Origin of the sequence: Phaeobacter sp. QD34_24, assembly GCF_028890115.1 — a bacterium.
Classification (GTDB): Bacteria; Pseudomonadota; Alphaproteobacteria; order Rhodobacterales; family Rhodobacteraceae; genus Phycobacter.
This window is the reverse complement of sequence record NZ_JARCJD010000002.1, coordinates 60,839-87,536: the sequence shown is the minus strand read 5'-3', so window position 1 is coordinate 87,536 and position 26,698 is coordinate 60,839. Positions and strand designations below refer to the sequence as shown.

The following is a 26,698-nucleotide window of genomic DNA, read 5'->3' as shown; positions in this document are numbered from 1 at the left end:
GTTTTCATATGGTCATTCCAGTTTTTTGCTGAAACTCTGACCGCATGCAGCAGGCCCAAGCAAAGGGATTCGAGACATGGACCGCAAACTCCTTCTCATCATTCTGGACGGTGTGCCCTGGCGCAATTTCCGCCGTCTGTTCGGCAACCTGGAAGGCTGGGTCGATAGCGGCGATGCCCGCGTCTGGAAGCACCGGGCGGTGCTGCCGTCGATCTCGGCCAGTTGCTATGCCTCGATCCACACCGGCGTTGCCCCGGCCGAACATGGCTGCACCGGCAATGGCAATGTCTTTCGTCTCACGCACAAGGATGTCTTCAGCCAGGTGCGCGCGGGCGGCGGTGTGACCGGCGCGGTGGCGCACAGCTTCTGGTCGGAGTTCTTCAATCGCCACCCGTTCGATTTTGTCCGCGACATCGAATATGACGAACCCGAAAGCGACACCATCAACCACGGGCGGTTTCACACCATGACCGGCTACGGGCTGATCAACCAGATGACACCCTCGGATGTGGATCTCTTTGGCACGCTCACCAACCTCGCCCATCGGTTCGATCTCAACTACGGGATGCTGCACACCTGCACGCTCGACAGCATGGGGCACCGGTTCTTCCATGACTGCCAGGAGATGGACCATGCCTGCGCCGTGATGGACGAGATGCTGGCCCCCTTCATCCCGCGCTGGCGCAAGATGGGCTATGAGGTGATCGTCACCGCCGACCACGGCCAGGACGAACGCGGCCACCACGGCGGGCGCAGCCCCTTGCAGCAGGAAACCGCGCTTTATTACTTTGGTGAGGCGGAAGGCCCGTCCGAGGACACGTTCATCGACCAGCTACAGCTCGCGCCGACGATCCTGTCTCGTCTTGGAGCGCCCATCGCTGAGACCATGAAGGCGAAATCCTTCCTGGCTTGAGCTCATCGGCCTGCCATAGTCGCAACACCAGGTCTTCTGGCCATTCTCAGTCGTAGGGCCAGATCTCTTGCCCCAGGGCCTCTACCGCGAGCGAAATCCGCTCAAAACTGGCGCGGGCGCGCTCTACCGAATGGCGGGCGCGCAGGTATCCATGGATCAGGCCTTCCTCGTTGACCCAATGCGCCTTGCCCCCGGCGGCCAGGATCCGATCGCGATACGCCCGGCTGTCATCCCGCACCGGATCACAATCGGCCGTGAACAGAACCGTCGGTGGCAGAGCGGAGAAATCACTGTCATGCAGCGGCGCAAATGTGGGGTCGCCCACAGGCAAGTCCCCACCCTCGCTGCGGATACGCTGGTAGTAGAGGATCTCGTCCCGCGTCAGCATCGGAGCCTCGGCATGCTCGATGTAAGAGCCTGAATTCACGTCGCCCCCAAAGGCACCGTAGATCAGCACCTGCCCCAGGATACGGTCGGTCGTGCCACGGGCGCGATGCGCAACAGCGGCACAGAGATTGGCCCCCGCGCTGTCGCCCGCCAGGACAATTCCCCCCTCGAATTCGGACAGGATCCATTCAAAGGCTGTCCAGGCATCCTCGAACATCGCCGGATGCAGGTGTTCGGGCGCAAGGCGATAATCGACCGCAACCACCCGGTACCCGGTCAGCGCACAGAGTTCGGCGCAGACGTCATCGTGACTTTCCAGACCGCCAACGACGAAACCGCCCCCATGGCAATACATGACCGTCCGGGTCGGATCGCCGGCCCAATAGATGCGAAGCGGCACGCTGCCTGCCTGGCAGTCTTCGACCTGCACAACATCGGGGCGCGGCGCCAGGAAGCTCTCGGCCATGGCATCGTAGATCTCGCGCTGTTCAGCCACCGGCCGCTCGGCGGTGTCGGGCGGGTAGTGGTCGGCGGTTCTGCGGATGAAGGCCCAGGTTTCCGCATCGATCAGCTGTTCATAATCCATGACGTTGGCGCCTCCTGTTCTGCATCCGCAGAGACTAGGCCACGTGTCGGCACAAAGGGAATGCCAAAACGGCAGAAAAGCGCCCTGGGGGACGCTTTTCGAACTCTCTCAGCCGGTCAATCAGGCCGCAGTCTGCGCCTTTGGCAGATGCTCCCAGGGACGCGTGAAACCGCCCAGGACCTGTCCGATCTCGGCATCGGAGGCGCCGTTGGCTTCGACCTGGGCGACAAGACCGCGTTTCTTGTCGTCGATCACCGCCTCGACACGGGTCGGAAGACCGGCCTTCAGCAGCGCCTCGTTGTAGATGCGGGTGATGGCGTTCTTGCGCAGATCCGGCTTGAAGACCTTGCCCACGGCGGTCTTGGGCAGCTCGTCCAGCACCGTCATGTGTTTGGGGATCGCCGCCCGTTCGTGGATGTGGACCTTGCAATAGTCCATCAACTCCTCCGGGGTGGCGCTGGCGCCCTCCACCAGCTCGACAAAGGCGCAAGGCACCTCGCCCGCGTGCAGATCCGGCTGGCCGATGGCCCCGGCAAAGGCCACGGCCTCATGACCCAGAAGCGCCTCTTCGATCTCGGCGGGGTCGATATTGTGACCGCCGCGAATGATCAGATCCTTGGCCCGGCCCGTGATCCAGACATAGCCATCGGCATCGATACGACCCAGATCGCCGGTGCGCAGATAGGTGTCGTGGAAGTAGAGATCGGCGTTCTTCTCGGCTTCGGTATAGGTATTGCCCGCATAGACGCCGGGGTTGGAGACGCAGATCTCGCCCACCTCATCGGTGGCACATTCGACCAGCCCGTCGGGGGTGGACTTGATGATCTTCACATCCGTGTAGGGAAACGGAATACCGATCGAGCCGATCTTCTTTTCCCCGTCCACCGGGTTACAGGACACAAGGCAGGTCGCCTCGGTCAACCCGTAGCCTTCAACGATATTGATGCCGGTCGCCTTCTCGAAGCGGCGGAACAGTTCCACCGGCAGCGGGGCAGAGCCAGAGAAAGCTGTCTTCACGGTCGAGATATCCGCATCCACCGGGCGCTGCATCTTGGCGGAAATCGCCGTGGGCACGGTGATGATGAAGGAAATCTTCCAGCGCTCCACCAGCTTCCAGAAATTGTCGAACACCCCGTCGCCGCGATAGCCCTGCGGGGTGGGGAACACCACATGCGCCCCGGAGGCCACAGCCGCCATGACGATCACATGGCAGGCAAAGACGTGAAACAGCGGCAGAGGACACATGATGTTGTCCTCTTCGGTGAAGAGCAGGCTGTGCCCGATCCAGCCGTTGTAGATCATGCCGGAATAGGTGTGCTGGGCCACCTTGGGCATGCCGGTTGTGCCACCGGTGTGGAAATAGCAGGCCACACGGTCTTCGGTGCTGTCGGCGAATTGCAGGGTGGTGGGCTGTTTGCGCAGCTCCTTGGTGAAGCTCTTGTAATCGGCGTGAGCCAGCTGCGCCTTGTTTTCCAGCTTGGGGCGCACCAGCGGCACGATCCAGGATTTCGGCGGCGTCAGATAGCGGTTCAGATCCACTTCCAGGATGGTGTTCACATGGGGCGCGTGGCGCACCGCCTCGGCCACCTTCTGTGCCACATCCGTCTTCGGGAAGGGCTTCAGCGTCACCACCACCTTGGCATTGGTTTCGCGCAGGATCGATGCGATCTGTTCCGGCTCCAGCAGCGGGTTGATCGGATTGACGATCCCTGCCACGGCACCTGCCAGCATGGTCACCAGGGTTTCGGTACAGTTGGGCAGCACATAGGCCACCACGTCCTTCTCACCGACGCCCAACTCGCGGAACATATTGGCCGCCTGGGTCACCTGATCCTTGAGCTGGCTCCAGGTCAGGGTCTCGGCCTTGTCATTGGGACCTGAGAAGATCTGGTAGCTTGTCGCGTTGTTGTTCGGGAAATTGCCCGCGGTACGTGACAACAGCCCGTAAAGGGTGGTGGGCAGATCCCGCTCACCCCACGGCATTTCATTTTCAATCGCCTTGGTGTCTTCCAACGTGGCAAACGCCATTGATAACCTCCCCTGCCCCCGTTTTCGGGGGATTGTCTCCTTCGCATAAAATGATTGGAAAACCCGCGCGGTGCAAGCGCGTCGCAAGGGTCACGTCAAGGCAAGCAGCCTTTTTTTACAGCTTTATTTGGCGGCCAAGCGGTGCTGGACAGCAGGACGGCCATGCCAGAGGGTGCCAGCGGGGTGCAGACCGCAGGTTTACTCGGCGGCAAGCCCGTCGGTGAACTGCAGTCGAGCCAGACGCGCATATAGCCCGCCCTCGGCCACCAGCGCGTCATGGGTGCCGGTGGCGACGATGCGCCCCTGGTCCATCACCACGATCCGGTCGGCCTTTTTCACCGTCGCCAGGCGGTGGGCCACGATCAGCGTTGTGCGCCCCTGGCTCAGCTCATCGACGGCGGCCTGCACCAGGCGTTCGCTTTCCGCATCCAGCGCCGATGTCGCCTCGTCCAGAAGCAGAACCGGCGCATCGCGCAGGATTGCACGGGCAATGGCAATGCGCTGTTTCTGGCCACCTGACAGCATCACACCACGTTCCCCGACAAAACTGTCGTATCCCTCAGGCAGCGCCGAGATGAACTCATGCGCGGCGGCGGCCTGGGCGGCGGCCTCAACTTCGGCATCAGTGGCATCGGGGCGGCCAAAGCGGATGTTTTCACGCGCCGAGGCTGCAAATATCACCGCATCCTGCGGCACCATGGCGATATGCTTGCGGAAGGCATCGCGCTGCAGATCGCTGAGCGCAATACCGTCCAGCCGCACCGCGCCTGCGTTCGGGTCATAGAAGCGCTGGATCATCTGAATGATCGTCGTCTTGCCCGCGCCCGAGGGGCCGACGAAGGCAACGGTTTCCCCCGGCTGGATCTCAAGGGAAACATCATCCAGCGCCAGCACATCGGGGCGCGCGGGATAGCGGAACATCACGTTCTCGAACCGGATCTCACCGCGCACGGGCTGTGCCAGCGCCTTTGGAGCCGCGGGATCGACCACCGGATCCTTGGCGTTCAACAGTTCGACCAGACGTTCGGTGGCACCGGCGGCGCGCTGCAACTCGCTCCAGATCTCGGACAGGGCCGCAACCGATCCCGCCACCAGAACCGAATAGATCACGAATTGAACCAGGGTGCCCTCGCTCATGATGCCGGCCCGCACATCGACAGCACCCATCCACAAGACCCCGACAATGCCGGAAAACACCAGAAGGATGACGATCACCGTCAGATAGGCCCGCGTGCGGATCCGTTTCTGCGACACGTCATAGGCGGTCTCGGTCATCTGGGCGAACTGCTGGCGGCTGGCGTCCTCATGGGTGAAGGCCTGCACCGTCTGCACCGCGCCCAGCGCCTCACCGGCATTGCCGGAGGAGGCCGCGATCCAGTCCTGGTTTTCGCGGCTGATTGCCCTCAGGCGCCGCCCCAGAACCAGGATCGGCACGATCACGGCAGGCACGATCAGCAGGACCAGCCCCGTCAGCTTGGCCGAGGTCAACAGCATCAGGATCAACCCGCCCCCGAACAGAAGCATGTTGCGCAGGGCGATGGAAACAGAGGAGCCCAGAACCGATTGAATGAGCGTGGTGTCGGTGGTGATCCGGCTCAGCACCTCGCCGGTCATGATCTTTTCGTAGAACTCGGGGCTCATCCCGATCACGCGATCAAAGACCGCCTTGCGGATGTCCGAGACGACCCGCTCGCCCAGACGCGTGACCAGCGCATAGCGCAGGCCGGTGCCCACGGCCAACAGGGCGGCCATGCCCAAGGCAGCCAGGAAATACTGGTTCAGCAGCGCATTGTCCGAGATGCGGAAGTTGTCCACCACCCGGCGCACCGCCAGCGGCAGGCTGAGGGACACGCCCGCCGTCAGAACCAGGGCGCAGGTGGCCAGGAACATCAGGGCGCTATAGGGGCGCATGAAGGGCCAAAGCGCTGCCAGCACGCCGATCTTGCGCGATCCCTGCCGCTCTTCGTTTGCGTTCGGTGCTGCCGTCCTGCGCGCCATTCCTGATCCTTATTGCATGTCCCCTCGCGCGGCCCGCCGCCGTACGATCCATTGTGGTTCATGGCCTTGCCAGCCCCATAGGTCAAGCATTGAGGCCGAGGGCATCTGGCCGCAGTTATTTAGAAGCGATGCCGCGGCGGTTCTGGACCACCCGCCAGAGAGGCCCAAAACGGGCCACAAGACTGGCTGTCAGCACGGCAAACAGCCATGGCAAAGCATCTCATCTTGATCGCGGAAGAGGTTTTGGAGCGGGTAGCGGGAATCGAACCCGCACCTTAAGCTTGGAAGGCTCTTATGATACCATTTCACCATACCCGCCCGGGGTGATGCGTGATTTAGGTGAAGCCGGTGACGAGGTCAACCACCTTCTTTTACGCCCCTGCCTTGAACCGGACCTTTGGCAAAAACTGTTCTGCAAAAAGGAAATTCCGGAGAATATCATGTCGGCATTGATCCGATCCGGCCCGGCTTGCGTATCCTTGTTGTTTCGTCTTTGACTGGCGCAGAGACCCGCCCGCGCTTTGCCGCCCGAATTGCCGTACCGACCTGAAAGCCACAGCACATGCCCGCCAGAAAAACGGCGATCCTGACCGCCCACGGACAACCCTCCGCCCCCGAGCCGCCCGAACGGGCGCTTGCCGCCCTGGCACAGGAGGTCAGCGGCCATCTGCTCGGTTGGGAGGTGCGATCGGCCACGCTGTCCAGTTCCGGAAAGCTGGAGAGCGTGATGGAAGAGGATGCCGTGATCTATCCCTTCTTCATGGCCCGCGGATGGTTCACCGCCAAGGTGCTGCCCGAACGCCTGAAGGGACGCAGCTACCATCTGGCCTGCCCCTTTGGCCTTGACCCCGACCTGCCGCGCCTGGCCGCCCAGGCCATTCAGCAGGCGCAGCAGGAAACCGGGTGGAGCGAGGCCAATGCCACGGTACTGCTGGCCGCGCATGGCTCTGCCCGTGGCCCCAAGGCCGCCGAATCCGCCCAGACATTCGCGGCGCGTCTGGCCGCGCTATTGCCGGGCGCAAGGATCGAACCGGCCTATGTGGAACAAGCTCCAGGGATCGAGGAGATCGCGCGCAGCCTGCCCGCCCATACGCTGTGCCTGCCCTTCTTTGCCCAAAGCGGCGATCACGTCCGCCAGGACATCCCCGACGCCCTGACAGCCGCCGGTTTTGCCGGGCAGGTGCTGCCTGTCCTTGGCCAATTGCCGGGAACGGCACAGCTGATCGCCGCAGCGATTTCCAGAACCGACCAGGCTCTCTAGGCTCGCCCCCCTTCATCCTGCACATCCTGCCCGGCAAAGCCACGCCAGCGCAGAGCGGCACATGTAAACCATCAATATTCCTAAATTTTTATCACATTTCTCTTTTCTCGATTTGCCACGGCAACCGAAGATTCACTCTTCATTATAGCCATTGGTATACCCCTGACGTTCGGCACTCCGGGTCACAAAGCTCTCCCCTTTCGCGTCCGGCTGCCGTCGAACGAGTATCAGGATCGAGATGACGCCATGACCCGACCAGAGTGGGTAGATGACCTTGTTGCCAGCCTCACCGGCACCAACCGAGCAGACATTCTGGGCGGCAGCACCGGCAACGATACGATCGACGCCGCACGCGGTGACGACACGGTTGCTGGTGAAGAAGGTGATGATGTCATCGACGGCGGTGCCGGGAATGATGTCATCTATGGCGACATGGGCGACGGCTTTGATCAAGGCGTCGATGCCAGCCCGCTGGTCCTGGATATCAACAACATCGAAAGCGTGTCCCACGATGGTTTCCTCGGCTCTGCCGGGGACAGTGCTGTCTTTCGCGACGTCGCCACACTACCCGATGGCAGCACCGTCTGGGGGCGGCTGATCCTGGTCGAAAAGGACAACCCCAACCTTCTGGTCGAATTCGGATACGCTGAAGGGGCAGAGATCCTTCTGGATGGCGACCAGTCCGGGGACCGCGCCACCTTCCGGCTTGAGTTCTTTGATCCTACCACCGGCGATCCCGTCTACCTGAACTCCACCGCCACCTTCAACGACGTCGATGACAACCGCAGCGGCGGTCACAGCGACCCGGAAGCCGTCATCGTCGATGGCAACAGTTTCACCTCCTTCGGGGTCTCGTCCGATTCTTCGCTGAACACCGCGACCGATGGCAACATGGTCACCGCCACCGGCACCGAAGCGAACATGTATACGGACCAGGATGCCTGGTTCTCTGCCCAATTCGAAGACCGCTCCTCTATCGAGTTCACCCTGCAGACCCGCGTCGGCCTGTCCGGTTTCACACTGTCTGGCGATCTGATCGACGACGCTGTCGTGACTGTCATCGAACAGGGCGCGGATACGATCCTGGGCGGCGATGGCGATGACGTCGTTTATGGCCAGGGCGGCAATGACTCCCTGTTCGGCGAAGAGGGTAACGATAGTCTGGATGGCGGCGACGGCGATGACGTCATGGATGGCGGCGTCGGCAATGACACCATGATGGGGGGAGACGGCGGCGATACCATCGCGGGCGGCGAAGGCGACGATTATATCGAAGGCGGCGCGGGCGACGACTATCTGACCACGGGTATTGGCAACGACACCCTACTAGGTGGCGAGGGTGACGATACGCTGCGAAACTCGGCTGGCGACGACAGCCTTGTTGGTGGCGTCGGCAACGACAGCATCGTGGCCACCGACGGTAACGACACGCTGGATGGCGGCGATGGCAATGACACGCTTTACGGCGGCAACCACAACGACCTGCTGATCGGCGGCGCGGGCGACGATCTGATGTTCGGCGAGGCGGATGCGGACCTCTTCCAGATGTCGGATGGCTTCGGCAATGACACGCTGACCGGTGGCGAGGCCGGGATCGACTTCGACAAGGTCGATCTGACCGCCGTAACCACCGGCGTTTCTGTCACCTATACGGGCGATGAGGCCGGCACCATCACCGATGGCGCGGATACCATCACCTTCTCGGAAATCGAAGCGCTCGACCTGACCGATCAGGCGGATGTCGTCGATGCCTCTGCCGATAGCGCCGGTGTCGAGATCAACGCAGGCGCAGGGGATGACACCATCCGGATGGGCGCCGGAGATGATGTGATCTATACCGGCGCCGACTACGACCAGGTTGTGCTGACCGCCTCGGGCGGCGTCGATACCATCAAGGACTTCGATCTTGGCGACGATGACGCCGACACATTCTACAATGACCAGCTTGATGTGTCCGAGCTGACCGGAGGCTCCGGCCCCGGCGGTGCCGTCCGCACCAGCGATGTGTCTGTTTCCGACGATGGCTTTGGTAATGCGCTGCTGTCCTTCCCCGGCGGTGAACAGTTGGTGCTCACCGGTGTGGCACCTGGGCAGATCACCACCCACGCGCAGCTGTTTTCGGCCGGCATTCCCTGTTTCACACCCGACGTTCGGCTGACGACCGATCGCGGCACTGTACCCGCCGGGCAGATCCAGGTGGGCGACATGCTGCAAACGGCGGACAACGGGTTGCAACCGGTGATCTGGGTCGGCAAGCGCACGCTCAGCCCGGAGGAACTCGCCCGGCGCTCGCATTTGCGCCCCTACCGCCTGCGCCCCCACAGCCTGCTTGCGCCCAAGCGGCCCATGTTGCTGTCTCCTCAGCACCGGCTGCTGGTCAACAGCAGCACCTTTGAACGCGACGTGGCCTTCGGGGAAAGCTTTGTTTCGGCCAAGATGCTGTCGGGCCTTGATCCCAACTGTCGTCAACTGGTCTCGCCGCACCGCGGGGTCACCTATGTGCACCTGATGACCGAACGCCACGAGGTCGTCTTTGCCGAGGGCATCGCGACCGAGACCTTCTGGCCCGGCCCCGAGGCCATCCGCGGCCTATCTCCGGACAACATGCGCGAGCTGTTCGAGCTGTTTCCCGCATTGGCAAAAACACAAGGCATGACGGCCAAGGCCGGGCGCCGCAAGGTCCTGCGGACCTACGGCGAACTGGCCCGCCTGCCGCTGAAACAGCGCGACCTGAAACACCTCCACGCGGCGTAACCTGTACGGTGCAACAACAGCCCGAGATCGCGCGCAGGCGCTCCATTGGCTGCCATATCGGCTGAATCTCTGATTGAGGTGTGGAGGCGAGTACCGGAATCGAACCGGTGTACACGGATTTGCAATCCGCTGCGTCACCACTCCGCCAACTCGCCTTCTGCCTTGAACCAAGGTCTTTGTGGTGTGGCGCAGGACGTAGCGTGATTCATGACCAAGTACAAGTCCAAACATGCCAAGGATTTCTTCGGTGCCCGCCCGTGAAAGACAGGCACCACCAATGGTCTACGCCTTCAGGCGGAACCGCTGGATCTTGCCGGTTTCCGTCTTGGGCAGGGCCTTGGTGAAAACCACGGAGCGCGGGTACTTGTACGGTGCGATGGTGGATTTCACATGGTCTTGCAACAGCTTGACCAGCGCGTCTGACGGCACATGCGCCGGCGTCAGCACCACATGCGCCTCGACGATCTGACCGCGGGCCTCATCCGCAGCACCGATGACGGCGCATTCGGCCACCGCCTCGTGGGACAGCAGCGCGGCCTCCACCTCGGGGCCCGCGATATTGTAGCCCGAGGAGATGATCATATCGTCGTTGCGGGCGGCAAAATGCAGGTAGCCCTCCGCGTCCATCATGAAACTGTCGCCGGTGACGTTCCAGCCGTCCTGTACATAGGTCGCCTGGCGGTCATCCGCCATGTAGCGGCACCCGGTTGGCCCCTTGACCGCAAGGCGGCCGATTTCCCCACGCGGCGCCTCAATGCCCGCCACGTCCAGCACCCGCACCTGGTAGCCCGACACGGGTTTTCCGGTGCAGGCCGGTTTGTGATCATCAAAGCGGTTGGAGATGAAGATATGCAGCATCTCGGTGGCACCGATCCCATCCAGCATCGGCTTTCCGGTCTTTGCCATCCATTCCTCGTAGACCGGCGCAGGCAGGGTCTCCCCGGCGGACACGGCAGCACGCAGAGAGGAGAGGTCCGCCCCCTCCTCCATCGCGCGCAGCATCACGCGATAGGCGGTCGGCGCAGTAAAGCAGACGGTGGCCTTATACTTCTCGATGATCTCGATAAGGTTCGGGGGCGATGCATTTTCCAGCAGGGTTGCTGCAGCGCCAAACCGCAAGGGGAAGATCGCAAGCCCCCCAAGTCCAAAGGTGAAAGCCAGGGGCGGCGAGCCGACAAAGATATCCTCGGGCTGCACGTCCAGCACTTCGCGGGCATAGCCGTCGGCGATGATCAGAAGATCCCGGTGGAAATGCATGGTGGCCTTGGGCGATCCGGTGGTGCCGGAGGTGAAGCCCAATAGAGCCACATCATCGCGGCCCGTCTTCACCGCCTCATAGGTGACGGGTTTTTCCAGCGCCAGCCGGTCCAGTTCCGCATCGTGGTTGGAAGTGCCGTCAAAGCCCACCACCGAGGTCAGGAACTCAGAGGTCTTGGCGCAGGAGACCAGTTCATCCATCAGTCGGGTATCACAGAGCGCATGGGTGATCTCGGCCTTGTCGACGATGGCCGACAATTCCCCCGCGCGCAGCATCGGCATGGTGTTGACCACCACAGCACCCGCCTTGGTCGCCGCCAGCCAGCAGGCCACCATGGCCGGGTTGTTGGCCGAGCGGATCAGCACCCGGTTGCCCGGTTTGACGCCCAGATCCTCGGTCAGCACATTGGCCAGACGGTTGGTCCAGTCCGACAGCTCCTTGTACGTGCGCCGCCGCCCGTTGCCGATCAGGGCGGTGTGATCGCCAAAGCCCTTGTCGACCATGGCATCGGTCAGCTCTACCGCCGCGTTCAGATGATCCGGGTAGTCGAACCCATCCAGCAGGAACTCGGGCCACTGATCATCTGGCGGCAGGTTGTCCCGGGTGAAAGTATCGATATGTGCCGTCGGTCCCAGCATGATCACTTCCCCTCCTGAAAGGCGCCAAGGGTCTGGCGTGCAATCACCACCCGCTGCACGTCCGATGCGCCCTCGTAGATGCGCAGGGCGCGGATATCACGGTAGAGTTCCTCCACCTTCTGACCGTGTCGCACACCATCACCGCCATGCAGCTGCACCGCCCTGTCGATGACCTGCTGAGCCTGATCGGTGGAGAACAGTTTCGCCATCGCAGCCTCGCGGGTCACGCGGGCGGCACCGGAATCCTTGGTCCAGGCGGCGCGGTAGACCAGCAGCGCGGCGGCATCCACATCCAGCGCCATGTCGGCGATATGCCCCTGCACCATCTGCAGATCGAACAACGGTGCCCCCTGCACCTGACGGGAGGTCACCCGCGCCAAGGCCTCGTCCAGGGCGCGGCGGGCAAAGCCAAGCGCGGCGGCGGCCACGGTAGAGCGGAACACATCCAACACCGACATGGCGATGCGGAACCCCTGCCCCGGCGCGCCGATCATCGCGCTTTTTGGAATGCGGCAATCGGTGAAGCGCAGCGTCGCAAGCGGATGCGGGGCGATCACCTGCTGGCGTTCGACCACCTCAAACCCCGGCAGACCCGCAGGCACGATAAAGGCCGACAGCCCCTTGGCACCTGTCCCCTCTCCAGTGCGGGCAAACAGCGTATAAACGTCCGCAATCCCACCGTTAGAGATCCAGGTCTTTTCTCCATTTAATACATAATCATCACCATCCAGGGTCGCTGTCATGGTGGAATTTGCCACATCCGAACCAGATTGCGGTTCCGTGAGGGCAAAAGCCGAAATCGCCTGCCCGGATCGCGTCAATGGCAGCCACTCCGCCTGCTGTTCCGCACTCCCAAACAGAGAAATCGCCCCGGTTCCAAGGCCTTGCATGGCAAAGGCAAAGTCGGCAAGCCCATCGTGACGCGCCAGCGTCTCTCGGATCAGGCACAGGCTGCGAACATCCAGGATCTCGCCCTCTTGAGCGCCGGAATACCGCGCCCAGCCGCCCTGGCCCAGCGCCGAAACCAGCGCCCGGCAGGCCGCGTCGGTGTCGGAATGGTCTATCCCGCCCAGGTTTCCTTTGGCCCAGGCCTCAAGATCCGCGGCCAGCTGCCTGTGGCGATCCTCGAAAAAGGGCCAGTTCAGAAATGTCTGATCCGCCATGGTTGCACTCCCTGTTGGCTGTCTTATGCAGCCCATTCTTGATAAAACGCCCGCCAAGATGGCTTGGCGGGCGGGTCGTCTCAGTCACCTTCGAAGACAGGTTTTTCCTTGTTTACAAAGGCATGGTAGGCGCGCTCAAAGTCGGCTGTCTGCATGCAGATCGCCTGCGCCTGGGCTTCGGCCTCGATCGCCTGCTCAATCGACATCGACCATTCCTGCGCCAGCATGGTCTTGGTCATCATGTGCCCGAAATTCGGCCCCGCCGCGATGCGCGTGGCCCAGGCGCGCGCCTCTGCCGCCAGTTCATCCGCCGCAACCAGCTTGTTGTGGAACCCCCAGGCGGCGCCCTCTTCGGCGCTCATGGAGCGACCGGTGTAGAGAAGTTCCGCCGCACGCCCCTGCCCGATGATCCGGGGCAGGATGGCGCAGGCGCCCATATCGCAGCCAGCAAGGCCGACGCGGGTGAACAGGAAGGCGGTCTTCGCTTCAGGCGTTGCGATCCTCAGATCCGAGGCCATGGCGATGATCGCCCCCGCGCCCACGCAGATCCCATCGATGGCGGCAATCACCGGTTTGCCGCAGTTCACAATCGCCTTCACCAGATCCCCGGTCATGCGGGTAAAGGCCAGCAGCTCTTTCATGTTCATCTTGGTTAAAGGACCAATAATATCATGAACATCGCCGCCGGAGCTGAAGTTGCCACCATTGGAGGCGAAGACCACCGCCTTGATATCATCGTCATAGTGCAGGGCGCGGAACCAGTCGCGCAGCTCGGCATAGCTGTCAAAGGTCAGCGGGTTCTTGCGTTCGGGGCGGTCGAGCGACACCGTCGCGATGCCATCCTCGACGCTGCACAGGAAATGTTTGGTATCCGTTGAAATCATCCGTTCTTTTCCTTGTTTTCCAGTCGGCGAGCCACCGCATCCAGCGCCTCTGCCATGGCTTGGGCGGCATCCGGGGAGACATCCGCAAACATCTGGTCGATCCAGCCTTCATGGGCGGTCGCCTGGCGCGCAAACTCTGCGCGCCCCTGATCGGTCATCCGCACAAGGCTCGCCCGGCGATCCCCCGGCACCGGTGCGCGCTGGACGTGACCATCCTCGACCAGCCGTTCGATGATGCCGGTGACATTGCCATTGGAGACCTTCAGCACGCCCGAGAGCTGGCTCATCTTCAGCCCCTCCTCGTGCTGGACCAATGCCGCCATCACATCAAAGCGCGGCAGCGTGGTTGCAAAGTCCCGACGCAGGTTCTCGCGGATTTCGCTTTCCACGGCACGGGTTGCCTTCAGCACCCGTAACCATAGCCGCAATCTGTCTTTTGAAGTCTCAGGCACGGGTCAGATCTCTCCTCCGGTAATGGGCAGGGCCGAACCGTTGACGGATGCAGCCCCTTCGCTAGAGAGCCAAAGCGCGGCCTCGGCAACCTCGGCAGGCTGGATGAACCGCCCCTGCGGATTGCCAGAGCGCAAGGACTTCTCCGCCTGTTCAGCCGTCATGCCGGTCTTGGCGACGATATTATCCACCGATCTTTGCAAAAGCGGGGTTTCAATGAAACCCGGACAGATCGCATTCACGGTAATGCCGGTGCGGGCCAGCTCTACCGCCAGTGCGCGCGTCAGCCCCAGCACCCCATGTTTTGCCGCGCAATAGCCTGACACATATGGATATCCTTTCAGACCCGCGGTCGAGGCGATGGCAATCATCCGCCCCCATCCCACCTGCTTCATCCCCGGCAGAGCCGCCTGCCACAGGTTGAAGACCCCGGCCAGATTGACCGAGAGCGCATCCCCGAAATCCGCGGCCGTCATCCGGTCGAACGGTTTTGAAGGGGCCGCCCCCGCATTGGCAAGGGCGATGGCAACGGGGCCATTCTTTGACACGGCCTCCTCGAGGGCCAGCGCGACCGCAGCATGATCAGTCACATCACAGGCAAGCGGCAAGGCTGAAACGTCGGACGCCACCTGCTCCAGCGGCGCCATACGGCGACCCAGAATGGTGACGCGGGCGCCCTCACGGGCAAATCGCGCCGCCAGTTCGGCTCCGACGCCAGATCCACCACCGCTGATCACCACATGTTTGCCCGCAACACTCATGCCCGGATCACCTCTGCATCGCGGTCCGCAAGGCGCCAGGCCTGATCGCGACCGGCCTCATAGGGCAGCGGCCAGAGACCCTGACGGTCGCCGATCTTGGTCGCCTCATGCAGGGTCCAATAGGGATCGGCCAGATGCGGACGCCCGACGCAGATCAGATCAGCGCGCCCTGCCATCAGGATCGAATTGGCGTGATCCGCCTCGTAGATATTGCCGACGGCCATGGTGGCAATGCCCGCCTCGTTGCGGATGCGATCCGAAAACGGCGTCTGGAACATGCGACCATAGACCGGTTTTGCCTCGATCGAGGTTTGCCCCGCCGAAACATCGATGATATCGGCGCCCGCGTCTGAGAACGCCTTGGCAATCTGAACCGCCTCTTCGGGGGTCACGCCTTCGTCGCCAACCCAGTCATTGGCCGAGATGCGCACGGACATCGGTTTTTGAGCAGGCCAAACTGCCCGCATGGCAGCAAAAACCTCTATCGGATAGCGCAAGCGGTTTTCCAGCGTGCCGCCAAATTCATCCTGACGCACATTCGATTTGGGTGAGATGAAAGAGGAGATCAGATAGCCATGGGCTGCGTGAAGTTCGATCATGTCGAACCCGGCCCGATCCGCCATCTCGGCAGCGACCACGAATTCGGCCTTGATCGCTTCCATCTCGGCTCGGGTGATTTCACGCGGTGTCGCGTTGTTCGGCGACCATGGCAAGGCAGAGGCTGACACCAGATCCCAGTTTCCGTCGGGCAGCGGGGCATCCATCTCCTCCCAGCCGACCTGGGTAGAGCCCTTGCGCCCCGAATGCCCGATCTGGCAGCAGATCTTGGCCTCTGTTTCGCCATGCACGAAGTCGGTGAGCCGCTTCCAGGCGGCCTCATGCTCGGGCGCGTACAAGCCCGGACAGCCCGGCGTGATCCGCCCTTCGGCGCTGACGCAGGTCATTTCGGTGTATACCAGCCCCGCACCGCCCTTGGCACGTTCGCCATAGTGGATCAGGTGCCAATCATTGGGGCAGCCATCCTGGGCCTTGTACTGCGCCATCGGAGAGACAACGATGCGATTGCTGAGCGTCATTTCGCGCAAACGGTAGGGGGCGAACATCGGCGCCCGCACCGGGGCATCTGCGGAGAGGCCAGCGTGACCCTGGAACCATTTTTCCGCCGATTGCAGCCAATCCGGATCCCGCAGGCGCAGGTTTTCATGGGAAATCCGCTGCGAGCGGGTCAGCAGGGAATAGTTGAACTGGACCGGATCCATATCCAGATAACGCTCGACCTCTTCGAACCACTCCAGCGAGTTGCGCGCCGCCGATTGCAGGCGCAGCACATCAAGGCGCCGCTCCTCCTGGTAACGTTCAAAGGCGCGCTCCATCGAGGTTTCGGTGGTCAGCAGTTCCGCCAGGGCGATGGCGCTGTCAAAGGCCAGCCGAGAGCCCGAGCCGATCGAGAAATGCGCCGTTGCCGAGGCATCCCCCAAGAGCACCACGTTTTCATGGTGCCATTTCTCGCATAGCACCCGTGGGAAGTTGATCCAGACCGCCGAACCGCGCAGGTGATCCGCATTGGACATCAGGCTGTGACCGCCCAGGTGATCGGCAAATATCTCCTCGCAGGTGCGGATGATCTCTTCCTTGCTCATCCCCTCGAAGCCCCAGTTTTCCCAGGTCTCGGCAGAACACTCCACGATCACCGTCGCGGTATCGTCATCGAACTGATAGGCATGGATCCAGACCCATCCGTGTTGTGTCTTCTCAAAGACAAAGGTGAAGGCATCATCGAACTTCTGATGGGTGCCCAGCCAGATGAACTTGCAGGGCCGCACATCGATATTTGGCTTAAAGTGTTCGGCGAACTCATTGCGAACACTGGAGTTCAGCCCATCGCAGCCCACCACCAGATCGTAGTCCTTCTGATAGTCGGCGGCGGGGCCAACTTCGGTTTCGAACCGCAGATCCACCCCCAGCGCCCGCGCCCGCTCCTGCAGGATCAGGAGCATTCTCTTGCGCCCGATACCGGCAAACCCATGTCCGCCCGACACCGTGCGGGTGCCCTTGTGAACAACTGCAATATCGTCCCAGTAGGCAAAGTTCCGGCGGATCTCAGCCGCGCTCTCGGGATCGTTCTCTGTCAGGTTTTCAAGGGCATCATCGGACAGGACCACCCCCCAGCCGAAGGTGTCATCGGCCTTGTTGCGTTCAAAGACCGTGACTTCCGCATCCGGCTGACGCAGCTTCATCGAGATTGCAAAATACAGTCCCGCAGGACCACCTCCCAAGCAGGCAACCTTCATGATCCGACCCTCCGCAACAGTTTGCTATTGGAGATCAGGATAAGGGAGACTGAAAACACTTCAAGCTTAAAATTTCATGCTTGAAATTTAATCAGCATCCTCACGGTAACCATTTGGCAACCAATTTCCCCTAAAATAGAGGCTTCAACAGTCCACACACCGGACCGTACTATTGCAGTGCGGAAGAGGGTATTTCCTGCATTATCAAATGGTAAAGCCGCATTCATGATGTGGATAAGGTGTGGATAAAGATCGAACAAACCCCGGCGCATCTTGCCCTGCCGCCGAAGCCTGATCCAGAAATCGCGGCAAGAGTTACATGCCTCGGTACTGACCACGCCACGGCCGAGAAGACGTTGGCAAAATGCGGGGTCAATCCTGTGGATAACGTAAGGGATAACTTGTGAATTATGGGGGCTACATGACGCCAGTGTTCGATTTTGTAAATTACTCCTAAATATTTTTACTAAATGATGCTAATTGCATCGAATATGGAGAATAACAAAAACGCCCCCAGCGAGGTTAGCAAGCACCCCTAGCTTGTGTATGGACCTGGTGTATTGGCGAATCTCACCCAAAAACGCGGACTGCCGATGGTTTCCAAGGATCTGATGGCAAAATGAACTCCGCCGAGAGCATCTCTGGCGGTGATGGACAACCGTCACACCCATGTGAGTGAAACCCGGTCCGTAGTGGTGGAACCAAGCCTGCGTTTACACCAGGCCTGTCGCAGCCAAATGCGCCCGTGCAAGCTCTGCGGCGGCTCAGATCTCTCTTAGATATCGCATGATCGCAGGTCTGACCGACTGGTCGCCGCGATGGCGGCAATCCAATATCAGCTTTCGCACCTCAGACAGATCAACCCGCATTAACAAAGACTTAACGGGCCCAATTGAAGCAGGTCGCATGGAGAGCGTGCGAATTCCCGTGGCCGCCAGGCAGACCGCCTCGATGGGGCGCCCTGCATCTTCGCCACAGAAGCTCAGCGGCGTTCCAGAGCGCACGCAGCGCTCCACGATCTGTTCGATGAAGGTCAGGAAGCTCACGTTGAGCGTATCATAACGCTTACGAACGCGCTCATTCTCACGGTCGGCGGCAAAGAAGAACTGCTTCAGATCGTTGCCGCCAATCGACAGAAAATCCACCTCGTCAAAGAACTTATGGGGCGCAAATGCCAAAGAGGGTGTTTCCAGCATGGCACCGACCTCAAGCCGTTCCGGCAGGGGATGGCCCAGGATACGCTCACGCTCCAGCGTCTTGTCGACCTCCAGGCGTGCGGCCCGATACTCTTCGAACTGAGCGACGAACGGGAACATGATCGACAAAGGCCGCCCATTGGCTGCACGCATCAGCGCCTGCAACTGCATGCGCATGATACCGGGCTTGTCCAAGCCGACGCGAATGGCCCGCCAGCCCAAGGCCGGGTTCGGTTCATCCGTCGGCTTCATATAGGGCAGAACCTTGTCCGAGCCGATATCAAGCGTCCGGAACACAACCCGCTTGCCATGAGAGGCATCCAGAACCCGCTGATACAGCGTCACCAGTTCAGAGCGTTTCGGCATCTGATTGCGGACGAGAAACTGAAGCTCGGTTCGGAACAGCCCAACCCCTTCGGCGCCGGATCCCTCCAGCGATGGCAGGTCCGCCATCAGCCCGGCATTCATCAACAGGTTGATCCGGGCGTTGTCACGGGTGATCGCGGGTTTCTCGCGGATCGAGGCATAGCGCTCCTGCGCATCGGCCTGCATCGCGATCTTGTCGCGGAAGGCGCTGACAACGGTTTCATCGGGACGCAGGTGCACGATACCCTGGTCGCCATCGACCATGATATGGTCTCCGTTCAGCGCCTCGGTGGTGATGCGTTTTGCGTTGACCACCAGGGGGATCGCCAGCGCCCGCGCAACGATCGCCGCATGAGAGCCGACAGAGCCTTCTTCCAGCACGATCCCGCGCAGCGAGCGGCCATATTCCAGCAGCTCTGCCGGGCCGATATTGCGGGCAATCAGGATCGGGTTCTCCGGCAGCTCAGCGCCGGTCTCCGCCCCCTGCCCGGTCAGGATCCGAAGCAGCCGGTTGGAGAGATCGTCCAGATCGCTCAGGCGCTCGCGCAGGTAGGCGTCCTGCACCTGCGACATGCGCGCACGCGCCTGGGATTGCTCTTTCTCCACGGCGGCCTCGGCGCTCAGCCCGCGCGAGATGTCTTCCTCCATGCGCCGCATCCAGCCCTTGGAATTGGCAAACATGCGGTAGGTTTCCAGAACCTGCAGCTGGTCCTTGTCGCCGTTTTCCGAGATCTTCAGCATTTTGTCGACGCCGACGCGCAGCTCTTCCACCGCCTCGGTCAGGCGCTGCAGCTCGCGGTGCGGATCTTCGGCGATCGGGTTGGTGACCACGACACGGGGTTCATGCAGCCAGACATGGCCCTCTGCGGCGCCTTCCTGGGCGGCTGTGGCATGCAGCAAGACCGGTTGCTGGTGCAGTGGCGACAGCGCGGCCCCCTCCCCGACAAAGGCGCCAAGCTCGGTCATCTCGGCGATGACCATGGCCACCACCTCCAGCGCGTAGACCGCATCAGAGGAGAATTCCCGGGCCTCCTTGGACTGGACGACCAGAACCCCCATCATCTCGCCCAGGCGCTGGATCGGAATACCCAGGAAGGAGGAATAGCGCTCCTCTCCGGTTTCCGGCATATAGCGGAACCCCTTGGCATTGGGAGCATCGGGGGTATTCACCACCTTGCCGTATTTGGCAACGCGCCCAACCAGACCTTCGCCGATGCGCATGCGGGTCTGGTGCACCGATTCGACGTTCAGCCCTTCGGTGGCGCAGAGCTCCAGCGTCTCATCATCGCGGAACAGGTAGACCGAACAGACCTCGGTCCCCATGCTGTCTGCGATCAGATGGGTGATCTTGTCCAGACGGGCCTGACCGGGGGCATCCCCGGCCATCGCCTCGCGCAGGCGGCCAAGCAGCCTGCGGCTTTCTGATTCAGTACTGTCGACCATGGGCCCTGTTCACGCGTTTCTTGTGTCAGACAGCCCGGGTGCGATCAGGCTGCTTTATCCAATTCAAAGGCATCATGCAGTGCTTGCACGGCAAGTTCCATGTATTTCCGATCGATCAACACGGAAATCTTGATCTCTGAGGTTGTAATGACCTTGATGTTGATCCCCTCATCCGAGAGCACCTTGAACATCTTGGCCGCCACGCCCGACTGCGAGCGCATGCCGATGCCCACCACGGAGACCTTGGCCACATCCTTGTCGGCCACCAGTTCGGCGAAGTTCAGCTCGCCCTTTCCCTTGGCCTCCTGCATGGCCTGTTCGGCGCGCGCCACCTGATCGGTGGGGCAGGAGAAGGTCATATCGGTGCGGCCCTCGTCCGAGATGTCCTGCACGATCATGTCGACGTTCACGCCTGCATCCGACAGGGCGGTGAAGATGGTCGCGGCGATACCGGGGCGGTCGGCCACCGATTGCACGGTCAGCTTCGCTTCGTCGCGGGAATAGGCCACACCGGCCACAACATTGGATTCCATGATGTCCTCCTCAGCACAGACCAGCGTGCCGGCATTGTCATTTTGCTCTTCAAAACTTGATAGCACCCTCAGGCGCACCCGATAGCGCATCGCCAGCTCGACCGAGCGGGTCTGCAGGACCTTCGCCCCCAGCGAGGCCAGCTCCAGCATCTCTTCAAAGGCGATCTTGTCCAGTTTGCGCGCCTTGCTGCAGATGCGCGGGTCGGTGGTATAGACCCCATCCACATCGGTGTAGATATCGCAGCGCTCGGCGTCGAATGCGGCGGCAAAGGCAACGGCAGTGGTGTCGGATCCGCCGCGGCCCAGGGTGGTGATGCGTCCCTCGGGGCTGATGCCCTGGAAACCGGCCACAACCGCGACCCGCATGCCCTCGCCGAACTTGGCGTTGATATTGTCGGTCGGGATTTCCTCGATCCGCGCCTGACTATGGGCGCTGGTGGTCTTCAGCGGCACCTGCCAGCCCTGCCAGCTGCGCGCCGGGATATCCATTTCCTGCAGCGTCAGCGCCATCAGGCCCGCGGTCACGTTTTCCCCTGAGGAGACCACCGCATCATATTCGCGCGCGTCAAACAGCGGCGAGGTCTCATTCACCCAGCCCACCAGCTCGTTGGTCTTGCCGGACATGGCCGAGACGATGACAATCACGTCATAGCCCTTGGCCACTTCGACGCCAACGCGTTTGGCCGCGCGGCGGATCCGGTCCAGGTTGGCGACCGAGGTGCCGCCGAATTTCATTACTAGTACGGGCATGGGGCAGTCGTCTCCGTGCGCTCGCAGATTTCGATCACTGCCTCATAGGGGAGCTGCCCGGTCAGGGCAAGTGTGCGGATTGTAACGATACAAGGGCCAAACCGTCGCAGGCGCCGCTGAACCCGTCAACAGCCAGCCCCCCCTGTTCAGTTGCGCCAGAACTTGATGGTCACGATGGCATAGACCGCCAACAGCTCCAGGCGGCCGATCAACATGGCGCCGCTCAGGATCCACTTGGCGGCATCGTTGAGCGTGGAGAAATTCCCCGCAGGGCCGATTATATCGCCCAGGCCAGGCCCAACATTCGCCACCGCAGTGGCAGCCCCCGACAGAGCGGTGATGAAGTCCAGCCCGGTCAGCGCCAAGGCCCAGGCAACGATCCCCAGCGTCACCACGAAGAACATGAAGAAGGAGATCACCGAGCTCAGCACATCCGGGCCGACGGGTCGCCCCTCGAAACGGGGAATGAAGATGCCGTTGGGGGAACGGATGCGCTGGATCTGCACCCGGATCGAGGCAAACAGGATCTGGTACCGGAAGATCTTGACCGAACAGGCGGTTGATCCAGCACAGCCGCCGATCAACCCGATGAAGAAGAACACCATGATCAGGAAGCTGCCCCACTGCATGTAGTCCACGCTGGCATAGCCGGTGCCCGAGATGATCGAGGTGATATTGAACAGGGCTTCGCGAAAGGCCTGTTCGGGGTGATGCGGAAACACATAGACCAGCACATTGGCCGTCACGATGATCAGCACCAAGATTGTGCCGAGAAAGGCGCGGATCTGACTGTCCTGCAACAGGGGCCCGCTGTGCCCGTTGATCAACTGCACGTAGCGCACGAAGGGCAGCGCCGCCAGGATCATGAAAAAGGAGGCCGCATATTCCGCCGGGCCAGAGAAGGTCCCAAAGGAGGCATCATAGTTGGAGAAGCCGCCCGTGGACATGGTGGTCAATGCGTGGACAAGCGCGTCGAACCACCCCATGCCCAAAACCATGTAGACAGCAATACACGTCACGGTCAGACCAAGGTAGATCAGCGAGATCTGCTTTGCGATCGCCTGGGCCTGGGGCAGGATCTTTCCCATGGTATCAAAGGCTTCGGATCGGAAGATCTGCATGCCACCGACCCGCAGTTCGGGCAGGAACACCATGGCGACCACGATGATCCCGATGCCGCCCAGCCATTGCAGGATGCCACGCCAGAGCAGAATGCCCCGGGGCAGATCGTCCAGGCCGGAAATCACCGTGGATCCGGTCGTGGTCAGCCCCGACATGGCCTCGAAAAACGCATCCGTGAAGCCAAGCTCTGTCGCCCCCAGCATCAAGGGGATCGCCCCGAACAGCGGCAGCGCCGCCCACACCATGGTGGTCAGCAGGAAGGTCTGGCGGATGCTCAGCCCCTCGGCCACGGAATTCGCGCAGCTGAGCGCAAGCAGACCACCAACCAGAATACAGAACAGGCCGCTTTCCAGAAAAACCGGCCATTGCCCCTGACCGTCATAGAGATCGATCAGGAACGGAAAGACCATCATCGCGCCAAGAATGACGACCAGAAGGCCAATGACATATGCAACCGGGCGAAGATCCAACATGTGCGGCAGCGTTGGCGTCCCGCGTCCGGAGTGTCAAGTCAAACCGGCGCGGAACGCCCCTGTCTGCGCCCTGGGATCAATGGGCCTTCCGCCTAGGCCTTTGTGGGTTTGTCTGACCCGGCCAGCGCTTCGGGCAGGCTTGGCGGTTTGGAAGGGGCACGTTTCGCCTTTGGAGAGGATGCGGCAGAGGTGGCCGGTGTCGCGGCTGCGTCGGTTGTCTTGCTGGCAGCGCTGTTTTTTGCAGGCGGAGTGGAACTGCGCGCGGCGGGTTTTGGTGCCTCGGCTGGTTACGTGTCAGCCGCTGCCACAGCAGCAGCCTTGGGTGTCACGGCAGCTTTTCGCGCTGTTGTCTTGCGCACTGTTGTCCGGCGTGGCTTCGTCACCGGCTCTGCACTGTCCGCCTTCACGGTTTCCGCTTTGCGCTGGGTCGCCTTGCGAGGGGCCGGTTTGCGGGGACTGGCCTTTTTGGCAGTTGTTGCGGATTTCGGTCTTGGCGATGTCTTGCGCGGGCTTGGCTTTGCCTTGGGTGCCTCCGGCGTAGGCGCTGCCCCTTCGGGGGCTGCCGCGACCTGCGGCGCCAGACCGGCAAGAACCACCTGACCGCTTTCGATCATGGCCTGTGTCAGCCGCAACTGTTCAAGCGGCGCCTGTACAGCCAGGGCAGCCCATGCCCGTAGGTATTTCATCTGAGCGCCAGTCGCCTGGCCCACCCATTGCGCAAGTGTTTCAGGCGGGGTTTGCGGGATCGGCGAAAAAAACATCAGGATCTCCTTCCGTCAAAGAGATCCGGATACACCACTCAGGCACAGAAATTCCGCAGCCACATGGGATCCGGACTTGAAAGAAGCCTAACATGAAAAAGCTGCATTGCAGCAAAATAATGCGGCAATGCAGCATAAAACCCGGAAACCGGGTAGATGGCCGATCTTACCCCTTGTGGATCAGGGTGGAAAACAGCAGCGGATCAAGGCTGGTTTGCGAAAACAGGGAGCCCTGCGTCAGCACGCTGACCGCATCATGGCTGTGCAGGCTCTCCTGATGGCTGGCCACCACGCGGAAATCGCCAATGCGGGGATCGCTTTGCAGGGCTTCACAGAACAGGCGCGCGGCATCTTCGACAAAGATCGGATTGGCCGCATTCAACTCGGCGAAGGCCTGTTCGTCCTCGCGTTTCACCATCACCTGCGTTTCCGTCGGCACCGCGCGACGGCAGTGATCGATCAGGTCTTCGAACCACAGGCAGGGCGCATCCGGCTCCAACTGCACGGAAATCCGCGCAACCGAGCGCTGCGAGTGCGGTGTCGCCAACTGCCCGCGTGCCTGGCGCGCATGTTCGGACAGCTCGAGCGAACAGGGGCAGGTGGAGGAATAGACATAGTCGAGATGCACGATCTTGTTGCGCTGCCCGCCGCGGTCCACCAGCTCCAGCGCGATATCGTAATACTGATAGCCCGACAGGCCCGAGCGCAGGCTATCCACCTTCACCGGGAAGGAAAACCGCATCTGGATGCGCGCATCCATGCTTTCAAGATCGCTCAGGTAATCCTCCAGCGCGGCCTCGATCACCTCGAAACTGAAGGTCCGTTCCGCATGCTTGTAGAAGGACCGCATGATCCGGGACATGTTGATGCCCTTCTTGTCGGCCTCCAGACTGACGGTCCCGGTGACGCTGGTCTCCAACGTCAGATCGCCATTGTCGCGGGTGTGAAAGCGAATCGGCAGACGGAAATTGGAAATCCCCACATGCTGAATCTGCTCATTGGCGCCGCGGATCAGGCTGGATGGGCCATTCTGCAGATCGGGCAGCGTGGCGCGGTAGGTCTCGTCCGACAGGAAATCCTGCGGGTACTGGCGCGACAGGTCGGGATAATTCTGAACGGCGCGCTCCGGCAACAGCCGGGCAACCGCGGGATCCAACTGGGCAATCTCCGTCTCGGTCACGGTCTTGGCCCATTGGCGCAGGGTTTCCAGCGCCGCCTCCGCCTCGGTCCGGTCGGGAGCCTCATCCATGTCGCGCGTATGGATATTCATGGAACCATTTCCTCCGCTGCTGCCGCCCCATCTGGGGCAGCACGATCCAATTTAATGTCATACGCAGGAAATTACAAAACGGATCAGACAAATCCGGCAGCCTCTGTCCCGGAAAGGACCATCGCAGGCATGGACCCCAAGACAGAGCCCATGCCGCGCCGTTGGATCAGCCCTGTCGGATCACCCCTGTGCACTCTCCAATGCACGGGTCAGATCCGCGATCAGATCGTCCGGATCCTCCAACCCCACCGAGAATCGCACCAGACCCGGCGTGATTCCCAGCGCCACCTTCTGATCATCGGGCAGGCGCTGGTGTGTCGTGGTTGCAGGATGGGTGGCAATGGATTTCGCATCGCCCAGATTGTTGGAAATCACCGGGATCGTCAGCGCATTGAGGAAGGCAAAGGCCGCCTCCTTGCCGCCCTTGAGGTCCAGCGACAGAACCGTGCCGCCCTTGCCACCCAACTGCCGCTGCACCAGCGGGTTCTGGGGATGGGTCACGAGGCCGGGATAGATCAAACGGGCCAAGGCCGCATGGCCGCTCAGTGCTTCGGCGATGCGCAATGCGCTTTCAACCTGGGCATTGACCCTGAGCGAAATCGTCTCCAGCCCCTTCAGCAGCGTCCAGGCGTTGAACGGGCTCAGCGAGCCGCCGGTGTGTTTCATGTAAGGCTCCACCGTGCCGCGGATGAACTCCTTCGTGCCAAGGATCACTCCGCCCAGCACCCGGCCTTGCCCGTCAATGTGTTTCGTTGCCGAATAGACGACAACATCGGCGCCCTGTTCGATGGCGTTGGAGAAAACCGGCGTTGAAAAGACATTATCCACGATCACCGTCGCGCCCACCGCATGGGCGATCTCAGAGACCGCAGCCACGTCGATCACCTCCAGCGTCGGGTTCGACATGCTTTCAAAGAACACCGCCTTGGTGTCGGGGCGCATCGCGGCGCGCCACTGGTCCAGATCGGTGCCATCGACGAATGTCACCTCGACCCCGTACCGCGCCAGGATGTTCTCCAGGATATAAAGACAGGAGCCAAACAGCGCCCGCGCCGAAACCACGTGATCCCCCGCCTTCAGAAGCGAGGTCAGCGCGCCATTGACCGCCGCCATGCCCGATGCGGTGGCAAAGGCGTCCTCGGCCCCTTCCAACGCAGCGATCCGCTCTTCGAACATCGCCACGGTCGGGTTGCCGTAGCGGGCATAGATGAATTCATCCGGACCGGTTTCCACGAACCGCGCCTCGGCCTGCTCGGCCGTGTCATAGACAAACCCTTGGGTAAGGAAGATCGCCTCGCTCACCTCGCCCCACTGGCTGCGCTTGGTACCGCCATGCACCAGCTGCGTGCGGCTGCTCCACGCCTTCTCGGTCTTGTCACTCATGTCATTCACTCCTGCGCCTTCGCGCACAA

At 61.5% G+C, this 26,698-nt stretch carries 18 protein-coding genes and 2 tRNA genes; 3 read left to right on the top strand and 17 right to left on the bottom strand.

Annotated features, from left to right (window positions below; all coding sequences use genetic code 11):
• Positions 1-76: 76 nt before the first annotated feature.
• On the top strand, positions 77-913 hold the full coding sequence (locus tag PXK07_RS02085) for an alkaline phosphatase family protein (RefSeq protein ID WP_274846531.1): 837 nt from the start codon (positions 77-79) through the stop codon (positions 911-913).
• 46 nt (positions 914-959) lie between these two features.
• Here the strand turns inward: PXK07_RS02085 and PXK07_RS02080 are convergent, their stop codons facing one another.
• The 4 genes from PXK07_RS02080 to PXK07_RS02065 all read right to left on the bottom strand — a co-directional run bounded on the left by PXK07_RS02080 (position 960) and on the right by PXK07_RS02065 (position 6,230).
• Entirely contained in the window at positions 960-1,886 is a 927-nt protein-coding gene (locus tag PXK07_RS02080; protein WP_274846530.1) for an alpha/beta hydrolase, read from the bottom strand.
• A 120-nt stretch (positions 1,887-2,006) separates the two neighbouring features.
• On the bottom strand, positions 2,007-3,914 hold the full coding sequence (locus PXK07_RS02075) for an acyl-CoA synthetase (protein WP_274846529.1): 1,908 nt from the start codon (positions 3,912-3,914) through the stop codon (positions 2,007-2,009).
• 198 nt (positions 3,915-4,112) lie between these two features.
• Complete coding sequence (locus PXK07_RS02070; protein ID WP_274846528.1) at positions 4,113-5,912, bottom strand: ABC transporter transmembrane domain-containing protein; 1,800 nt, start codon at positions 5,910-5,912, stop codon at positions 4,113-4,115.
• A gap of 244 nt (positions 5,913-6,156) precedes the next feature.
• Positions 6,157-6,230, bottom strand: a tRNA-Gly gene (locus PXK07_RS02065).
• Positions 6,231-6,474: 244 nt separating this feature from the next.
• Between PXK07_RS02065 and PXK07_RS02060 the strand changes: the two genes are divergently transcribed.
• Together PXK07_RS02060 and PXK07_RS02055 are read left to right on the top strand one after the other, a co-directional pair.
• Positions 6,475-7,173 carry a CbiX/SirB N-terminal domain-containing protein gene (locus PXK07_RS02060; protein ID WP_274846527.1) on the top strand — a complete coding sequence of 233 codons (699 nt, stop codon included), beginning with the start codon at positions 6,475-6,477 and terminating at the stop codon, positions 7,171-7,173.
• Between the two features lie 246 nt (positions 7,174-7,419).
• A complete protein-coding gene (locus tag PXK07_RS02055) occupies positions 7,420-9,927 on the top strand; it encodes a Hint domain-containing protein (protein WP_274846526.1) in 2,508 nt (835 codons plus the stop codon).
• An 81-nt stretch (positions 9,928-10,008) separates the two neighbouring features.
• Here the strand turns inward: PXK07_RS02055 and PXK07_RS02050 are convergent.
• The 13 genes from PXK07_RS02050 to metZ form a co-directional block, all read right to left on the bottom strand.
• Positions 10,009-10,082: transfer RNA gene (locus PXK07_RS02050), tRNA-Cys, on the bottom strand.
• 127 nt (positions 10,083-10,209) lie between these two features.
• Entirely contained in the window at positions 10,210-11,823 is a 1,614-nt protein-coding gene (locus PXK07_RS02045) for an AMP-binding protein (protein WP_274846525.1), read from the bottom strand.
• A 2-nt stretch (positions 11,824-11,825) separates the two neighbouring features.
• Positions 11,826-12,986, bottom strand: coding sequence for an acyl-CoA dehydrogenase family protein (locus PXK07_RS02040; RefSeq protein ID WP_274846524.1), 1,161 nt, complete (start codon positions 12,984-12,986; stop codon positions 11,826-11,828).
• Positions 12,987-13,066: 80 nt separating this feature from the next.
• Positions 13,067-13,870 (bottom strand): enoyl-CoA hydratase family protein, encoded by an 804-nt coding sequence (locus PXK07_RS02035; protein ID WP_274846523.1) that lies wholly within the window; start codon positions 13,868-13,870, stop codon positions 13,067-13,069.
• Positions 13,867-14,322 (bottom strand): MarR family winged helix-turn-helix transcriptional regulator, encoded by a 456-nt coding sequence (locus tag PXK07_RS02030; RefSeq protein ID WP_274846522.1) that lies wholly within the window; start codon positions 14,320-14,322, stop codon positions 13,867-13,869. Before PXK07_RS02030 ends, PXK07_RS02035 begins: the two co-directional genes overlap by 4 nt.
• A gap of 3 nt (positions 14,323-14,325) precedes the next feature.
• Positions 14,326-15,081 (bottom strand): SDR family NAD(P)-dependent oxidoreductase, encoded by a 756-nt coding sequence (locus PXK07_RS02025; RefSeq protein ID WP_274846521.1) that lies wholly within the window; start codon positions 15,079-15,081, stop codon positions 14,326-14,328.
• Positions 15,078-17,372, bottom strand: a complete 2,295-nt coding sequence (locus tag PXK07_RS02020) for a bifunctional salicylyl-CoA 5-hydroxylase/oxidoreductase (RefSeq protein ID WP_274846520.1) — start codon at positions 17,370-17,372, stop codon at positions 15,078-15,080. The genes PXK07_RS02025 and PXK07_RS02020 overlap by 4 nt, the downstream gene beginning before the upstream one ends.
• Before the next feature lie 764 nt (positions 17,373-18,136).
• Positions 18,137-20,377: a phosphoenolpyruvate--protein phosphotransferase gene (gene ptsP, locus PXK07_RS02015; RefSeq protein ID WP_274846519.1), complete on the bottom strand. Its 2,241-nt coding sequence runs from the start codon at positions 20,375-20,377 to the stop codon at positions 18,137-18,139.
• A gap of 44 nt (positions 20,378-20,421) precedes the next feature.
• Positions 20,422-21,660, bottom strand: a complete 1,239-nt coding sequence (locus PXK07_RS02010; RefSeq protein ID WP_274846518.1) for an aspartate kinase — start codon at positions 21,658-21,660, stop codon at positions 20,422-20,424.
• A 146-nt stretch (positions 21,661-21,806) separates the two neighbouring features.
• Entirely contained in the window at positions 21,807-23,255 is a 1,449-nt protein-coding gene (locus PXK07_RS02005) for a TrkH family potassium uptake protein (RefSeq protein WP_274846517.1), read from the bottom strand.
• Positions 23,256-23,542: 287 nt separating this feature from the next.
• Positions 23,543-24,016: a hypothetical protein gene (locus PXK07_RS02000; RefSeq protein WP_274846516.1), complete on the bottom strand. Its 474-nt coding sequence runs from the start codon at positions 24,014-24,016 to the stop codon at positions 23,543-23,545.
• A 166-nt stretch (positions 24,017-24,182) separates the two neighbouring features.
• On the bottom strand, positions 24,183-25,286 hold the full coding sequence (folE2, locus tag PXK07_RS01995) for a GTP cyclohydrolase FolE2 (protein ID WP_274846515.1): 1,104 nt from the start codon (positions 25,284-25,286) through the stop codon (positions 24,183-24,185).
• Positions 25,287-25,466: 180 nt separating this feature from the next.
• Entirely contained in the window at positions 25,467-26,669 is a 1,203-nt protein-coding gene (gene metZ, locus PXK07_RS01990) for an O-succinylhomoserine sulfhydrylase (protein WP_274846514.1), read from the bottom strand.
• Positions 26,670-26,698: the final 29 nt, after the last annotated feature.

Bases quoted from the DNA above. Each gene is read 5' to 3' on its own strand.
- PXK07_RS02020 (WP_274846520.1), bottom strand. From the start codon at position 17,372: ATGAAGGTTGCCTGCTTGGGAGGTGGTCCTGCGGGACTGTATTTTGCA.
- PXK07_RS02000 (WP_274846516.1), bottom strand. From the start codon at position 24,016: ATGTTTTTTTCGCCGATCCCGCAAACCCCGCCTGAAACACTTGCGCAA.
- PXK07_RS02080 (WP_274846530.1), bottom strand. From the start codon at position 1,886: ATGGATTATGAACAGCTGATCGATGCGGAAACCTGGGCCTTCATCCGC.
- PXK07_RS02085 (WP_274846531.1), top strand. From the start codon at position 77: ATGGACCGCAAACTCCTTCTCATCATTCTGGACGGTGTGCCCTGGCGC.
- PXK07_RS02070 (WP_274846528.1), bottom strand. From the start codon at position 5,912: ATGGCGCGCAGGACGGCAGCACCGAACGCAAACGAAGAGCGGCAGGGA.
- PXK07_RS02060 (WP_274846527.1), top strand. From the start codon at position 6,475: ATGCCCGCCAGAAAAACGGCGATCCTGACCGCCCACGGACAACCCTCC.
- PXK07_RS02040 (WP_274846524.1), bottom strand. From the start codon at position 12,986: ATGGCGGATCAGACATTTCTGAACTGGCCCTTTTTCGAGGATCGCCAC.
- PXK07_RS02005 (WP_274846517.1), bottom strand. From the start codon at position 23,255: ATGTTGGATCTTCGCCCGGTTGCATATGTCATTGGCCTTCTGGTCGTC.
- PXK07_RS02075 (WP_274846529.1), bottom strand. From the start codon at position 3,914: ATGGCGTTTGCCACGTTGGAAGACACCAAGGCGATTGAAAATGAAATG.
- PXK07_RS02035 (WP_274846523.1), bottom strand. From the start codon at position 13,870: ATGATTTCAACGGATACCAAACATTTCCTGTGCAGCGTCGAGGATGGC.
- metZ (WP_274846514.1), bottom strand. From the start codon at position 26,669: ATGAGTGACAAGACCGAGAAGGCGTGGAGCAGCCGCACGCAGCTGGTG.
- folE2 (WP_274846515.1), bottom strand. From the start codon at position 25,286: ATGAATATCCATACGCGCGACATGGATGAGGCTCCCGACCGGACCGAG.
- ptsP (WP_274846519.1), bottom strand. From the start codon at position 20,377: ATGGTCGACAGTACTGAATCAGAAAGCCGCAGGCTGCTTGGCCGCCTG.
- PXK07_RS02045 (WP_274846525.1), bottom strand. From the start codon at position 11,823: ATGCTGGGACCGACGGCACATATCGATACTTTCACCCGGGACAACCTG.
- PXK07_RS02055 (WP_274846526.1), top strand. From the start codon at position 7,420: ATGACCCGACCAGAGTGGGTAGATGACCTTGTTGCCAGCCTCACCGGC.
- PXK07_RS02025 (WP_274846521.1), bottom strand. From the start codon at position 15,081: ATGAGTGTTGCGGGCAAACATGTGGTGATCAGCGGTGGTGGATCTGGC.
- PXK07_RS02010 (WP_274846518.1), bottom strand. From the start codon at position 21,660: ATGCCCGTACTAGTAATGAAATTCGGCGGCACCTCGGTCGCCAACCTG.